The sequence below is a fragment of the Zobellia galactanivorans genome, assembly GCF_000973105.1.
Taxonomy (GTDB): Bacteria; Bacteroidota; Bacteroidia; order Flavobacteriales; family Flavobacteriaceae; genus Zobellia; species Zobellia galactanivorans.
In genome coordinates this window covers 4,576,889-4,591,988 of the sequence record NC_015844.1, presented here as the reverse complement: position 1 = coordinate 4,591,988, position 15,100 = coordinate 4,576,889, and the positions used below count along the sequence as shown (strand labels likewise).

The following is a 15,100-nucleotide window of genomic DNA, read 5'->3' as shown; positions in this document are numbered from 1 at the left end:
TTCTTTACTATGATAAATACCATCGTACTTGTAGACGATAACAACGCTACAAACTTCATTCACGAAACTTACTTAAGACGGGTCAATTGTGCGGAAAACATCTTGGCTTTTACTATGGGGCAAAAAGCTATCGACTATCTCAGCAATGCGGAAGCCTTTCCCGAACTCATATTCATCGACATAAATATGCCCACCATGGATGCATGGGAGTTTATGGACCTATATAGTGAACTAGACCCAAAATTAAAGATCAATACCCGGGTAATCTTATTGACTACTTCCATTATACCCAGTGATGCCGATAAAATGACCAAGTATAGGGAAATCAAGGATATGATGTACAAGCCTCTAAACGAAGAAGCTATAAGGGGAATAATGCACGAGCACTTCAATCTTTCCTTTTAGACCTCCCTAGTTTTTGTCCATTTATATATCTACAACATGACCTAGCCTTTTCTTCAATCCCTTAAAGTCTTCTACCGCCCTACCCTTTAGTTTGGGGCGGCCGATATCAAAGAGGTTCCGACCTTCTCCATGACCGATATTACCATCACCGATAAACAAAGAAAGCCAACACAGATACATCCGAGTTGGCCTTCTCCTTAATCAAAAATTATTTATGGCGCCCAGTTAAAGGTTACGTAAGACGCCTTGGAATGTGAGCTACGTCTAAAGACATAACCGGAAAAGCTTCCCAGAATAGCCCTATCCGAAGTTACCATTCGTATTCCATAGGCACAGTCAACATTGGCATTGATAGGATCGGCAGCCATATTATCGATTGTCGTCAACAACTTGCCTTTTCCAGGATCGCTAGCTCCTACAATCCCATTGCTATCGAGCTTGCCCCCTTCATCGTAGCGATTTACGGCAGGGGTTATCTTTATACCTGCAGAGGGCAAGTTTCCGCCAAATATCTCTAACGAAAAAGCGTTGAAGTGGTCATCTTTAAAATTACCATAAACCAGTACCTTTTCAGCTCCTTTGTACTTGCCACATTCTTTTACCTCACCCGCACTGTTCTTTACGGTAAGTCCCAGTTGTGGTATGGGGCTATCGGTAAAACCATAATGTTCTGGGTTTTTATTGTCCAAGAAAACCGAGACCTCGCATGATTGAATCGGTGTTTTTGAGGCGTCCGCACACTCTAAACGCAGGCGGTATTTACCTGTTCTACTTTCCGAATCCCAGTTCGCCAGAGGGGTGTCGCTATAATTCCCCAAATCGTTATTATACTCATCTATACGGAACCATCCGTTTTCATCGGGTACGCGCAGGCCTATAGTGAACAATCCTTGCTTATACCTTCTTCCGTCTTCAACTACAGTCCATGAACTTTCGCTCTCTTTCCGGAAGAGCATTCGAAAATACTTGCTTGTCGGCACATTTATATGGCCCCAGATCGCAACAATATGTCCGAACGGACGGTCGAACAGATTTGGCGATAAGGTCGTACCGTTGATGTATTTACGAGCATAGCCATCGCTATTAATATCTTCGACCAAGACCTTGTTCACATGTTGGATCTCGCAATTATTATTGGCCCCATCATATGTTCTTACCTGAACGCGACATTCCTTAACATTGCCCCATGCAGGTCTATAATTCGGTCCGGTAGGAGCGACTTCCCAACTGAGGATGGCCCTTACCTTTATTATATTTTCCACCTTACATGATTTCGACTTTCTATCCATATCGTCTACCCGAAGATTCACCGCATACATTAAGGGGTTGACGTTTCTAGGGATGTCATGTACCTTAAAAAATCGGGTACCCTCGTGGCGATAGCCCAGACCATCGCCCCAATCGACATAAAAGGCAACATACTCTTCACTGCCCAAGCTACACAGATTGCCCTTATAACCATTTTGGCGCTTTACCGCTACTACCGCCTCGAGCGTATTTTGTTCGGGGAACAGGCCTACACAGCTCAGTTCCTCAAACGAAGTGTTGTACTTCAAGGGTTTAATCGGAAACAGCCATTTGGGATCGATCAACTTTGGCTTGAATTTTTCCAAGATCTCGGGCGGTAGCATATGGACTTGATCATAGGCATTCTGGATCTCGTTTTCATCTGCCATTCCCGCGTAATAATTCGGGTTCTTTAAAATGTTCTCCTTAAAATCGACACGGTCTTCCTCAAGGTCTTTTTTGTTATAGTCAAGCGAACCTTTCACTTTCTCTAGGAGTTCTTTCTTGAGATGCTGCAGGTCGCTATACGATTTTACGAGGCTTAGTTCCTTGAAATCACCTGTAAGAATCTCCCATGCTTTTTTACTTGGGTTAATTTGTACCCACGCCTCTTTTACATTACCCCAAGTAGGTACATAATGGGGTCCCATAGGTGGGGTATTCCAACTTAAAATAGCCCTTACCTTTACCAAGTAAGGGGTTTTACAGCTCTTTTTTTCAAAATCCACAACCTGTTTTACCGCATAGCACAAGGGGCCTTTTCGGGCCGCCCCGAGGTTATGTGCGCTTACCGAAACCGCTGGGCCGACTGGTTCAAATCCCGAACCATAGTCCACATAAAAAGCAATGAATTCCTTACTGCCAGAGCCGCATAGTTCACCTCCGTATCCGTAAGGCAATTTCACTTTAAAAACCGCCTCCAGTTCGTCGGTTTCAGTGTAGAGCCCTATACATTCAAGTTCTTCATACTTGGTATCTCCCTTCTTCGGCTGTATGACCGGTATCTTTATCGGTAGCTTTAGCTTTTCGAAGGCCCCAAAGTAATTCGGGTTGATGCTTACCAATGATTTGAACTGAAATCTTGAGAAGTCGTAAGATGCCGCCTGTATCGCCTCATCCGGCACGACAAGCTCAATCTGGTCCAAGGCGCCCCCTTTTGAAAAAATTTCGGAATCGGAAACAAAAATGGGCGCCCCGTCTTTGTTCAGCACTTGCAAGTAACCCTTGGGTTCCGATTCCTTTTTTGAGCTCTCAACGGCCAAACTGAACCGACCTTGCTTATCGGTTATTGCCGGTTTTACCCCTTTCATTTTAAGAAGATTCCCGTCTACCAATTCTACGGCCAAGCCTTCTAACGAGCTACCGTCCTTTTTACTAGATACCTTACCATAAAGCATCTGTTTAGATGATGATTTTACCATAACATTTTCATTTTTATATAGATTATTATCCTTTTTCCTATGCAACAAAGTCCTTAACACCAATTGATAAGGGTATGGGGCGTTAAAATTTTCTAGGGGGAATAATCGGGAGAAAGCTGTATCAAGCACTCAAGAATCGGCTTGTTCGTAAGGAAGGTGGTTGGTCTTGTCAATTACCGTATCACGGAAATCAACGAATCAAATATATACGGACTCCCGCATCTTGGGGAGTAAATTTGTATGGACCGTCGGTATTTTTGTATAAACAGTACGCTTCATTACCATCAACGATCCGGCCGGGGCCGAGGAGAAATAGTTATAAATAGCTCTATGATAACCACATCATCTTAAAAAGTCCGGATTTAGTCTAAAGGGGCTTTTTGGTCGAATTTCTAACGATAAGGCTGGTTTTGACCACCTTTGTTTCAAATTCCTTTTTAGAGTCTTTGTTCTCGATACGGTCGATCAGTATGTCGACAGTCGTTTCGCCAATGTATTTTCCGTGTTGACTTACCATGGTCAGGGAAGGCGTAACATATTTTGACAGCTCGCCGTTCGTAAAACCGATAATGGATATATCCTCCGGTACGCGGTAACCTCTTGATTGCACTATGCTCATCACTTTAACCGCGGTTATTTCGTCGAGGGTCATTATAGCATCGATAGGTCGGTAATTTAAGAGAAACGACATAGTTATGTCTAAATCATCTTCCTTACCTATAGGAACTATTAACTTTTCATCGAAGTCCACCCCCATTTCATCCAATGCCTTTTTATACCCGTCTATCCGAAGTTTGCTTATATTGGAATCTTCTATAGGGGTAACTACGGCAATGGTCCTACAGCCGGTATTGATAAAAAAACGCGTCGCCTTATATCCCGCCTCGTAATCATCGACAATAACTTTGTCACACTGGATCAAGTCGGTTACCCTATCGAACATGACCATGGGTATCTGATTATCGTGAAGCTTTTTTATCTGTGGCACATGCCCAGGCAGTTCCGATTCGTCGGCAGCCGATGAAATGATAATGCCGTCAACGGAGCCCGCACTCAATAATTCCAAGGTTTTGGTTTCCTTTTCAAGGCTCTGGTTGGTGATGCAGGTAATTATACTATATCCCTTTATATCTGCCACACTTTCAATACCATATAAGACTTGAACGAAAAAATAGTTCAATATGTTGGGGATTACAATACCTATGGTCTTGGTGTTTCTGTTCAACAGGTTTAACGCCACCTTATTGGGGCGATAGTTATTGGCCTTGGCGTAGTCTTGAATTTTAGTCCGTAGCTGCTCACTTATTTCATAACTATCGTTAATGGCCTTAGATACCGTGGAAATAGACACGTTAAAATGGGTCGCTATTTTCTTGAGTGTAATTTTAGACATTTCTTCAAGTATGGATAGGTTTAAAAACTAGAGCCGATTCCTTTTAATTTGGCCTCGGCTTATAGGTTTATGTATTCATGGCCAACATAAGCCGTTTACATAAGATTAGCAAGCTTCTTGCCACAAGATACAGTTTACTCGGGCCATACCGCTCTTTACCCATCCAATTCTTTATACTCAAACCATTTGAAATCGGCATGATGGTTATGCATGGCCAGATCTTGACAACAAATGCCTACGAAACTCCCCGTAAACGCCGGTCGATACCTACTTCTTCCATCGCGCACATAATCATCCGACAAAATGCTCGCATCGAGCTCCTCGCCTAGTTCTTTGAAATTATTGCCATCGGCACTCCAATAAAACTGTAAACGGTTCCTGTTCATCACCCCCCTAAGGTATACCGCTTCATAGGCCGTGGTATCTTCCAGTTCTTCTTGAAAACTCATCTTAAAGTTATCGGAAGAGATCACACACAAGTACTTTTTCGTACCTTCGATATTAGCGGTGATACAGGCATAATGATAATGGCCCGCATTGTAATAAAACACCAAGCCGGCCATATGATGGATATTTTCGGGGCGAAACTCTATACAGGTAGAAACCTGAACATGAAAGGCCTGAACCCTTCTTGCCAAAAGACTTTGATAATGGAGGGAATTCAACGACTCCCTTCCATAGAGCCTTAAATACCCCTTTCTATGGGAAAGGCTACACCATTCCCCTGAAATGGGCACCCGAAGTGACTGAAAATCGATAGGGATTTCCGAACTGTCGAAATCTACCCTTTCGGGGGACTTTTCAAAAGGAAATTCAGGTAAATCGGGTAAGGGGATCTCTTGCCTTGGCACTCGGCTTCCGCCTTTCAGATAGGGCCAGTCATCCCTCCAAACCACTTCCTCTATGGCCGTTTCCCTTCCTAGTGTACAATTCCCGTGTACGGTCAGGGGCCTTCCCACCAAAAAAACGGCATACCAATCGCCCTTCTGGGTCTGTACCAAATCGCCGTGTCCTGATTTTTGTAAAGGATTTGTTTTGTCGCTAGCCGCCGAGACCAATGGGTTATTGGGGTGAAACTCATAGGGTCCGAAGATATCCTTACTTCTTCCAACGGTCATGGCATGGCCATACTCCGTTCCTCCTTCAGCCAAAACAATATAATAGAATTCGTCTTTTTGATATAGGTGGGGGCCTTCGGACAGTCCCAATGCCGTGCCAGGCGTGAGGTAATGTACCTCGCCTACGAGTTTCTTTTGTTCCGCATCATAGGCCTGCATTTCAATCCCTCCGAAAAAACGGCCATTGCGGTGATCAACCAGCATGTTCAGAAACCATTTTTTACCATTCGTATCATGAAAAAGGGAGCCGTCAAACCCTCTTGAGGACAGATAGATCGGTTCGCTCCAATCTCCCGTAATATCGTTTGTGGTCACCAAATAGTTCGGTGTGTCCTTCCATACCCCGTCAAAAGACCTAACGTTGGAGTATACCAAATAAAAGGTACCCTTGTCATAAGAAAGACATGGAGCCCAAACCCCGCACGAATCGGGATTTCCCCGCATATCCAATTGTGATATACGGTTTAGGGGGCGCGCTATCAATTTCCAGTTTTTCAAATCCCTGGAATGGTGGATCTGTACCCCAGGGAACCACTCAAAGGTAGATGTGGCAATATAGTAATCGTCTCCTACCCTACATATTGAGGGATCAGGGTTAAAGCCTGTCAATATCGGATTTTGTATCGTACTCATTCTCTGATTAATTCTTTTTCAAGTTCTTCTAAAGACTTCCCCTTGGTTTCCGGCAGTATTCTGTACAGTACGGCAAAACCGATTATGGCCAGTACGCCGAAAATGAAAAAACTCATGGCATTGCCTAGGTTGGATAATTCCCAAGGGAAAAACTGTTGTACCAACCAACTTGCAAGACTATTGACAAAACCAATGACACCAATGACCAAGCCCCTGTACTTATTGGGATACATTTCAGAAAGCATCACCCACATTACCGGGCCTAAGGAAAAAGCGAAACACGCTATAAACCCTAGAATTCCGATCAGTACCAAATTAGGGTTCATGGTTGTAGCCGCTTCCATAATCGCCCCTTCATTCTTGGTGAATTCCCGTATTCCGAAAGTAGATTTCATGGCATTTTTAAAATCTACGTCATTTTCAAATTTGATGTTGCTCACCTGAAACAGCTTGTCTTGATCTAGCATATTTAGGTTGCCACTAGTTTCGGTCTTGAGTTCATATGTGGCATTGTTAAAGGCGTACGCACACAAGAGCATACTAATGCCTATTCCTACCAAACCGGATAACAGCAAGGGTCTTCTGCCCAGTCTATCGATAAGGAAGAGGGCCAATACGGTAAACACTACGGTAGTAAAACTTAAAAGAACCCCCGAAGTAAAGGCGGCATCGGTTCCTATACCGGTTTGTTTGAAAATACTCGTCGCATAAAAATACACCGCATTTATACCTGTAACCTGCTGGATTACGCCCAGAATAAGGCCTACGACCAGCACAAACCGCAATGAGGGCTTCAACAAGGTCATAATCGATACCTCTTTATTCTTGCTCTGTGCCTCAATATTTCTTTCTATACTTTCCTCTTCGGCCTCGGCCTTTTCGATGCCGTGAAGACTTATCAAGACCGCTTTGGCTTCTTCCTTGAAGTTTTTTTGGTACAACCAACGGGGACTCCGTGGAACGAAAAACATCAAAATCAAATAAAGAAGGGCAGGAAACAACTCGACCCCGAGCATCCATCGCCAGACCGTTTGATCGTTCAAATAAAGACTACCGGGACCATTGAGACCGTTTAAAATGTTATTGCACAGAAAAGCCGCAAAAAAGCCGAGTACTATATTCAACTGCTGCATGGAAACCAGTTTGCCCCTATTCTCCGCATTGGATATTTCGGCAATATAAGTAGGAGCCAATACGAGGGCCGCCCCAAAGGCCACACCCCCTATCATTCGGGTTATATATAGCATTTCGTAAGAGCTGGCATATGCCGACAAAAGGGCAGAAAGTGCATACAGGAAAGCTACGACCAAGAGAATTTTCTTTCTCCCCAACATATCACTCAGCCTACCGGCAAACAGCATGGAAAACATGGCCGCAAAAGAAGGGGAACTTACCGCCCATCCCGTTTGTGCATCGTTCAAACCAAATTCTGGCGTAACATAGGAAATAACACCCGATATAATACCGGCATCAAAACCAAAGAGAAAACCACCAATGGAAACAACGAGGGCCACAAAAAACGTCTTTCGACGAACTACTCTATCCATACGCTATAGAAAGCTTATACCTTCTAAATTTTTTATTTGAAAACAGTTTGTTTTCATAAGATTACGACTCCTTCTAATACCTTTATTAAGGCCTTAGTTTTTGAAAAATACAAATCAAAAGGTAAAGCACAGTGACATTGTGCTATTACCTTTTGAAACTAACTAAACAACAAAGTCTTACTTAAAATATATCGTTCATTAATAACCTGGGTTTTGAACCAAGTTTGGATTCTTTTCAATTTCACCGATGGGAATAGGAAGAAAATCAAAATGCTCCCTATAGGTACGGTCTTCCTTTTCCGGATAGGTATAGACAAAACTTCCGTCAGACTGCCTAACCGCAAGGGCCTCATGGATGGGCTTATTGAAGACCTCCATGCCCTTTTTCCATCTACGTACATCAAAAAACCGGTGTTCCTCATACACCAATTCTACCCTTCTTTCATTCCAAATCCGGGATCTCATTTCATCTTTTGAAAGTCCTTCCGGCAAATTGGGTTGACCGGCACGGTTCCTGACTTGGTTGATGGCGTCGTACACTCCTTGATCCGGCCCCACCGCCTCATTTTGTGCTTCGGCGTAGTTCAACAATACCTCGGCATACCTAAAAAGCATATAGTTGTTCTCTTGCGCATAAGAACCGTTGGACAGAGCCGTACCAATGGGGGCCTCTTCATCGAACTTCTTCAACCCATAACCGCAGTTTACCGCCTTATTGGTGTGTGCATTTCCCGCCAATTGGGGGTCTTCGCTATAATCTGTATAGAACCCTACGTTCTCTACGCCTCTCCAACTCGAACCGTTATAGACTATGGTCGCATCGAGACGGCTGTCCCTATTCTTATACGGATCGTTCGGGTCATACCCTGAACTGGAATCGTTAATAGGAAGGCCATTCGTCATTTCATAGGCATCGACAATATCTTGGGTCGGACTAAAACCGCCCCATGTACCGGCACCGGGCACTGATCGAAACCACATTCCCCACGTAACATCAATGGTATGCACCGATTCGGGAAATTGAAACTGGCGTTCAAAAATAGACTCCTCATTTCCTTCATTGGCCGCTAAAAAGAGCCCTCTATAATCAGGAAAGAGTCCGTATTTACCTAAATCCATAACATCCTTTGCGGCATCGGCGGCATCGCTCCAACGCGCGATATCGTTACCGGGGTTGTTCAATGGACTCGCATAATAGAGCATGGCCTTTGACTTCAAGGCTAGGGCAGCTCCCTTTGAGGCATGTCCTGAAATCACATCGGTTTCCAAATTATCGGCCGCAAAATCACATTCGGAAAAAATAAAGGTATAGACCTCTTCGATAGAATTTCTAGGCAATAGAATATCGTCATCACTTATCCCCTGTACTCGGTCTATAAGCGGTACGCCGCCGAAGGTCTTGACCAATTCAAAATAGGCAAAGGCCCTTAAAAACCGTACCTCGGCTATATAGGTAGCCACTTTGTCGGCAGCAATAACATCATCCGATACCTTTGCGACACCCTCTAAAAACACATTGGCCCTACGGATCAACTTGTAGTTTTCAGACCAGAACTCGTTGGCATAAGGGGCGTTGGAAGGCGTTATCCCACCAGTATTGAATAACTGAATGGCCGCATCGATTTTCCCATTTCCATCATCCGTAGCCAAATCGATGTGACTAAAAGCCGGTATATCGTACAAATCGCCCTTTCTTGTAAACGGGGTCAGCGTGGTACCATATATATTGGCCAAATTCTGTTCTATGAGTCCCTCTTCTTCCCAAATCGATTCATTTGAGATAAACGTAGATGGTTTTACGTCTAAAAGGGAATCATCGCATGCCGTGAACATGCCTGAAATTACTATGGATAAAATGAATAACTTTTTCATTTTGTATTGTTTTCTTGATTAAAAATCTATTTTGATACCGAAGTTGTACGACTTAATGTTCGGATAGGTCTGCCCCATACTGTTGATCGTTTCGGGATCTACTTGGGGAACATCGGAAAAGGTCAGTAAATTTTGCCCTCCCAGATAAATGCGAACATTCGTGAGGTTCAATTGCGAAACCACTTCTTGGGGAAAGGAAAAGCCCAATTCTATATTCTTCAACCTAAGATAAGAGGCGTCATATACATAAAGACTACTCGTAGCATCGGTCGGGAAATTGTGGTTATTGACATCTATATTCGAGTACTGTGCGTTCGGATTGCTCGCCGACCAATGATTATCGGCCCAGAATTGCGGTACGCCCCCATCGTTAAAGAAGGGCCATACAATTTGCGATTGTAATTGATACTGAACATCTGCAGCACCTTGGAACATAAAGGAAAAATCGAAATTCTTATAATCGAGGCCTCCTGAAAACCCATAAATGATATTGGGTACGTTTCCTTCCCCTAAATAAGTTCTATCACCCGCATCAACCTTTCCATCACCATTGACATCGGCGTATTTTACGTCTCCCGGTTTTGTCTGGTAACCTTCCCCTTGGAGTTCCTGTGCTGCAAAGCCATCAATTTCGGCCTGCGTCTTGAAAATTCCAAGCGCCTTGTAACCGTAATAGGCATCTATGGGGCGGCCTTCCCTTCTTAGAAATTCAGAAGTACCCTCGGCTTCATCCATGTTGATGATCTTATTCTTGGCATAGGTGAAGTTCCCGTTTAAATAGAAGGTCAGTTCTTCCAATCGCTTGGTATAGCCTAAAGCGACCTCAAAGCCTTTGTTCTCTACCTCCCCGATATTTTCAAGGGGCAAGGTGGCCCCAAAGTGAAGCGGAACCGAAGCCGAACGTTGGGTCAAAATGTCGGAACGTTTTTCCGTGAAATAGTCGAAGGTAAAATCGATATCCCTAAATAACTTTGCATCTAGCCCAATATTGGACTTAGTGGAGGTTTCCCAGGTAATACTTTCATTACCGAGTGCCCCAGGTTCATAACCCTTAACATAGGATCCATCAAAAATGTAATCTCCATAATTCAGTTTACTGTTCAACCAGTTTTTAGCCGTGTATAGGTTGTATTTGTTATAGTATGGAAATCGGTCGGTGTTTATCTGGTCATTACCCAGTGTACCGTATGACCCCCTTATCTTAAGGAAATCTATGCCCTTTACATTCTCAAAGAAATTTTCTTCGGAAAGGATCCAAGCCCCGGAAAAGGAAGAGAATGTTCCCCATCGATAATCAGGCGCAAAATTCTCGGTACCGTCACGACGAACATTAGCCTCGAACAAGTATCGTTGCTTATAGGAATAATTTAATCGCCCGATATAACTCTGACGTCCAAATTGATCGGTATTACCCGTAGATACATTCTGTGCCGCTGCATTTATTTGCTGTAAGACTTCCGAGGAAAAATCAAATGCCCTGATGTTCGAATAGCTGACATTCGTTTCCTTTTGAAAGAACATGGCCAGACCTGAAATACTGTGATCTCCGAAAATCCGGTTATAATTAAAAGCCAATTGGGTCTCGAGAAACTCCGACTCATTTTGGGTCAAGTTCAATTGGGGTTTTTGCCGTGGCGATTTTATATATTCCCCATTAGCTTCTATGCTATAGGTCTGGGGGTCACTGCTCCAAGTCTCCCGTTTGTAATAATTCTTATCCAAGGAAACCACTCCCTTAACCGATAAACCCGGTATCCATGGAAGTTGCTGTTCGAGCTGCAACCTAGTAAGAATACTGTTGTTTTCGGTATTGGCATAACCACCATCCTTTATGGCCGCATAGGTATTGTTGTGCCCCCCAAAGGGCGAGGCCAAATTCCCGTTCGAAAAAACAGCCGGCATTATCGAAGCATTCCGAAGAGATTCGGCAAATACCGCTTGACTCGAAGTGTTCGACTCTTTCGTTTCTTCCATGCGGCCCGAGATATCTACGGAAAATGTAGTGTTCTTGCTAAAGTCGATATCAACATTGGTCCGTAGGTTGTAGCGGTCAAAGTTCAAGGCATCGTAAAGTCCACCCTGATCCAAATAGCCCAAGGAGGTAAAATACTTTACCATTTCGCCACCTCCGCTCATAGAAAGGTTGTGCTGTTGTTGCAAGGCAAAATCGTTCTCAAGAATTAGATTGTACCAATCTGTATTCGGATAGCGGTCAGGGTCGGAACCATCTTTAAACTTTTGGATTTCTTCGTCGGTAAACCGTGGCGTAGTACTGGTGGGATTCATAAGCTTCTCCCTTTCATTGGCCAAGGTCGCATACTCGTATGAATTGGTGAATTCGGGTAATTGGGTAGGACTTTGAAAGCCGAAATTAGAAGAAAATTTGGCCGATAGTTTACCTACCTTACCCCGCTTCGTTTTGATGACGATAACCCCATTGGCCCCACGCATACCGAAAATAGCCGCGGAAGCCGCATCTTTCAACACGTTTACCGATTCGATTTCATTGGGATCTAACTGCGAGAAATCGGACATATTACGTTCGATACCGTCAATAATGATACCTGGCGTAGTGTTTCCTTGATAGGTAGCAACCCCTCGTATATAAATATTCGAACCATCCTTTCCAGGTTCCCCGCTGGCCTGTTTGGCCACAACACCAGGTGTACGACCTACAATGGCATTACTGGCGTTGGCAACATGGGCCTTTTCAATTTCCTCGGTCTTGACAATACTGACCGCACCGGTAAGATTCGATTTTTTCTGTGTACCGTATCCTACCACAACGACCTCGTCCAACGATTGCGCATCGTCTTCCAAAACGACATCTATATTGGTTTGCCCGCCGATCAAGACCTCTTGGGTTCTGTACCCAATGTAACTAAAGACCAAGACCGCATCTGCTGTAACATCTTCGACCGTATAATTACCGTCAAAGTCGGTCTGTGTTCCCATAGTTGTTCCCTTCACTACAACACTTGCCCCAGGCAGAGGGCCACTTTTATCCTTAACACTGCCTGTAACTGTCTGCCCTAGAACGTAGTTCGAACTTGTTATAAAAATAAAAAGTGCCAATACATTCTGAATCAACCTCCTGCTCATAAATTTTCAGATTAATTAGTTTCTTTTATGGAATGGAAGATTACCCGTCATCGATAATTTCATTCCAACCAAATGTAGAGTCAAGCCTTGTTGTTTTATGATTTTTTAACAAATGGAAGCAACGAAGACGATGAAATTCATTTTTTTTAAATACACGGAAAAATAATTTTAAACCACTCTAAACCAATTAATTAAAACTGAATCCAAGATTTTAAAGGAACAAGCGAAAACGCTTTCGTAGAAAAACGTCCTTTTCATTGCTCGACTTAATGAATTGACATTATTTTGCTATAAATATTTACATATAAACAATTTAACCCTCAATAGACTGACTTATCTACATCTAAATGAGGCGATAATCCTATAATTGATTAAACCAGAGCCATATGAAACCATCCTCATTTTTCCTCTTAGCCATTGTCGCTTTACTAACCAATGTAGACATAGCCCATGGGCAGGAAATACATGTAGCCAAACACGGAAGTGATCAAAATAACGGAACCAAGAAAAGTCCTTTTTTGACCATTTCAAAGGCCGCTAGCGTAGCCGTTCCCGGAAATACCATTATGATCCACGAAGGCACCTATAGGGAGTATATCGACCCTGCACGCGGAGGGAGCTCCCCGTCAAATAGGATTACCTATAGGGCCGCCGATAAAGCACAGGTTTACATTAAGGGCTCTGAAGAATTCGATACTTGGGAAAAACAAGCAAACGGACTGTGGAAACTTGAAGTGCCCATTTCTTTTTTCAAGGGGTATAATCCCTATACGCTAACGGTTGACGGTGATTTTCAAAATTACGGCCAGTGGCACCATAGGGGCGATGTTTACTTGAACAATGGGGCTTTTCACGAAGTACAAAGTTTAGAGGAATGCCAGACCAAGACTTATACGTGGTACACTACTTCAACCGAAGAGACGACAATTATCTATGCCAATTTCGAGGGCTACGACCCCAATAAGGAGCAAACGGAAATCAATGTACGCGAACTCATCTTCTTCCCTTCCCGCCTCAACATAGACTACATTAGCTTAGACGGACTCAGGTTTTTACATGCCGCGCCCAACTGGCAGGCACCCAATGTAGGTGAGACCGATCCGAATCCACTTACACAAAAAGGAGCTATAGGTTCTAAAATGGGACAAGGTTGGATCATTGAAAACTGTGAAGTAAGTTATTCTAAAACAGCAGGAATAATGATGGGGGAATCGTTTGACGATTTTGATTCTTTTGAAAACATAGAAACCTTTGGCAACCATCTGATAAAGAACAATATCATTACCAAGTGTGGTGAATACGGAATTGCCGGTCAAAAGGGCCTCTCTAGATCGACCATCATCGGCAATAGAATAGAAGATATCAATTACAGAAATGAATTTGGGGGCTATGAACCTGCAGGTATAAAGATTTGGAACTGTACCGATGTACATATTGAAAATAATCTTATCAGGAATATCACCTCAAAGCAAGACAGTTCTTCGCAATCGTATTGCATTTGGATAGACTTTGCCAACCAAGGAACCCGAATTACCCGGAATTTCTTGATCGGTGGGGAAAGGGCCACTACTCCATTATTTTTAGAGGCAAATATCGGGCCGACCCTTGTTGACAATAATGTTATAATCGATTTGCCGAGCAAGGCCGTTCAGGTATTCTCCGGAGGCTCGATATTTGCCCATAACCTGTTTATCGATACCAACTTTCACTTCGCCATACAAGAATTCGGAAATGGGGGTTCGGGCGCAAGAAATGCTTACACCGTAGTACCACATACCTTAAAAAAGGTAAATGACGGACTTAAGGTCGAGATTGAAAACAACAAATTCTACAATAATATTTTCGTCGGCAAAAACGGAAGTTTCGATCTTGAAATCACCCCGCATAACGGTAATGAAGTAGCCTATAACCTTTATGTCGGTGGAATACGCCCGAACAAAGACCATAAGCACTCGGCCGAAAGTCCGTTTGACTTTACCTATCGGATAAAAGAAAGCAAAAAAGGCCTTAGTTTCAAATTTAGGTTTGACCGTTCTTATGAAAACATCAACGCCCCATTTGTCGATCCCGATCTTATAGGACAGATTCCGCATGCCGAACAGAGTATAGCCGACAAGTCGGCAACCCCTATTACAGTAAACACGGATTTCAATGGAAGTAGAAGAATAGGAGCCCACCCTAAAGTAGGTCCCTTGGAAAGTCTTTCAAAGGGAACAAATACCCTACATATAGAAACAGCCATGCAGCCCACACCGGGAATCAAGTATTAATGGTTTCACCCTTTTCCAATAAAAAAGCAGTGTCAAGCACTGCTTTTTTTTG

The 15,100-nt window shown here is 43.4% G+C and carries 8 protein-coding genes; 2 read left to right on the top strand and 6 right to left on the bottom strand.

The window, feature by feature from the left end:
- Positions 1-9 precede the first annotated feature (9 nt).
- Positions 10-405: a response regulator gene (locus ZOBGAL_RS18360; protein ID WP_013995228.1), complete on the top strand. Its 396-nt coding sequence runs from the start codon at positions 10-12 to the stop codon at positions 403-405.
- A gap of 212 nt (positions 406-617) precedes the next feature.
- On the opposite strand, the gene ZOBGAL_RS18355 is transcribed toward ZOBGAL_RS18360, so the two are convergent.
- The 6 genes from ZOBGAL_RS18355 to ZOBGAL_RS18330 form a co-directional block, all read right to left on the bottom strand.
- Positions 618-3,113: a hypothetical protein gene (locus ZOBGAL_RS18355; protein WP_013995226.1), complete on the bottom strand. Its 2,496-nt coding sequence runs from the start codon at positions 3,111-3,113 to the stop codon at positions 618-620.
- Between the two features lie 367 nt (positions 3,114-3,480).
- Positions 3,481-4,506, bottom strand: coding sequence for a LacI family DNA-binding transcriptional regulator (locus ZOBGAL_RS18350; RefSeq protein WP_013995225.1), 1,026 nt, complete (start codon positions 4,504-4,506; stop codon positions 3,481-3,483).
- 155 nt (positions 4,507-4,661) lie between these two features.
- A complete protein-coding gene (locus ZOBGAL_RS18345; RefSeq protein ID WP_013995224.1) occupies positions 4,662-6,257 on the bottom strand; it encodes a glycoside hydrolase family 43 protein in 1,596 nt (531 codons plus the stop codon).
- Positions 6,254-7,804, bottom strand: a complete 1,551-nt coding sequence (locus tag ZOBGAL_RS18340; protein ID WP_013995223.1) for a sugar porter family MFS transporter — start codon at positions 7,802-7,804, stop codon at positions 6,254-6,256. The genes ZOBGAL_RS18345 and ZOBGAL_RS18340 overlap by 4 nt, the downstream gene beginning before the upstream one ends.
- A 198-nt stretch (positions 7,805-8,002) precedes the next feature.
- Positions 8,003-9,676, bottom strand: coding sequence for a RagB/SusD family nutrient uptake outer membrane protein (locus ZOBGAL_RS18335; protein WP_013995222.1), 1,674 nt, complete (start codon positions 9,674-9,676; stop codon positions 8,003-8,005).
- An 18-nt stretch (positions 9,677-9,694) separates the two neighbouring features.
- On the bottom strand, positions 9,695-12,778 hold the full coding sequence (locus tag ZOBGAL_RS18330; protein ID WP_013995221.1) for a SusC/RagA family TonB-linked outer membrane protein: 3,084 nt from the start codon (positions 12,776-12,778) through the stop codon (positions 9,695-9,697).
- Between the two features lie 386 nt (positions 12,779-13,164).
- On the opposite strand from ZOBGAL_RS18330, the gene ZOBGAL_RS18325 reads away from it, so the two are divergent.
- The gene (locus ZOBGAL_RS18325; RefSeq protein ID WP_013995220.1) at positions 13,165-15,048 is read left to right on the top strand and encodes a right-handed parallel beta-helix repeat-containing protein; all 1,884 of its coding nucleotides are present in this window, start codon (positions 13,165-13,167) and stop codon (positions 15,046-15,048) included.
- The last annotated feature ends 52 nt before the right edge of the window (positions 15,049-15,100 follow it).

What these genes read in the sequence shown, in the direction of transcription:
- ZOBGAL_RS18360 (WP_013995228.1), top strand. Translation starts at nt 10, where the DNA reads ATGATAAATACCATCGTACTTGTAGACGATAACAACGCTACAAACTTC.
- ZOBGAL_RS18355 (WP_013995226.1), bottom strand. Translation starts at nt 3,113, where the DNA reads ATGGTAAAATCATCATCTAAACAGATGCTTTATGGTAAGGTATCTAGT.
- ZOBGAL_RS18350 (WP_013995225.1), bottom strand. Translation starts at nt 4,506, where the DNA reads ATGTCTAAAATTACACTCAAGAAAATAGCGACCCATTTTAACGTGTCT.
- ZOBGAL_RS18345 (WP_013995224.1), bottom strand. Translation starts at nt 6,257, where the DNA reads ATGAGTACGATACAAAATCCGATATTGACAGGCTTTAACCCTGATCCC.
- ZOBGAL_RS18340 (WP_013995223.1), bottom strand. Translation starts at nt 7,804, where the DNA reads ATGGATAGAGTAGTTCGTCGAAAGACGTTTTTTGTGGCCCTCGTTGTT.
- ZOBGAL_RS18335 (WP_013995222.1), bottom strand. Translation starts at nt 9,676, where the DNA reads ATGAAAAAGTTATTCATTTTATCCATAGTAATTTCAGGCATGTTCACG.
- ZOBGAL_RS18330 (WP_013995221.1), bottom strand. Translation starts at nt 12,778, where the DNA reads ATGAGCAGGAGGTTGATTCAGAATGTATTGGCACTTTTTATTTTTATA.
- ZOBGAL_RS18325 (WP_013995220.1), top strand. Translation starts at nt 13,165, where the DNA reads ATGAAACCATCCTCATTTTTCCTCTTAGCCATTGTCGCTTTACTAACC.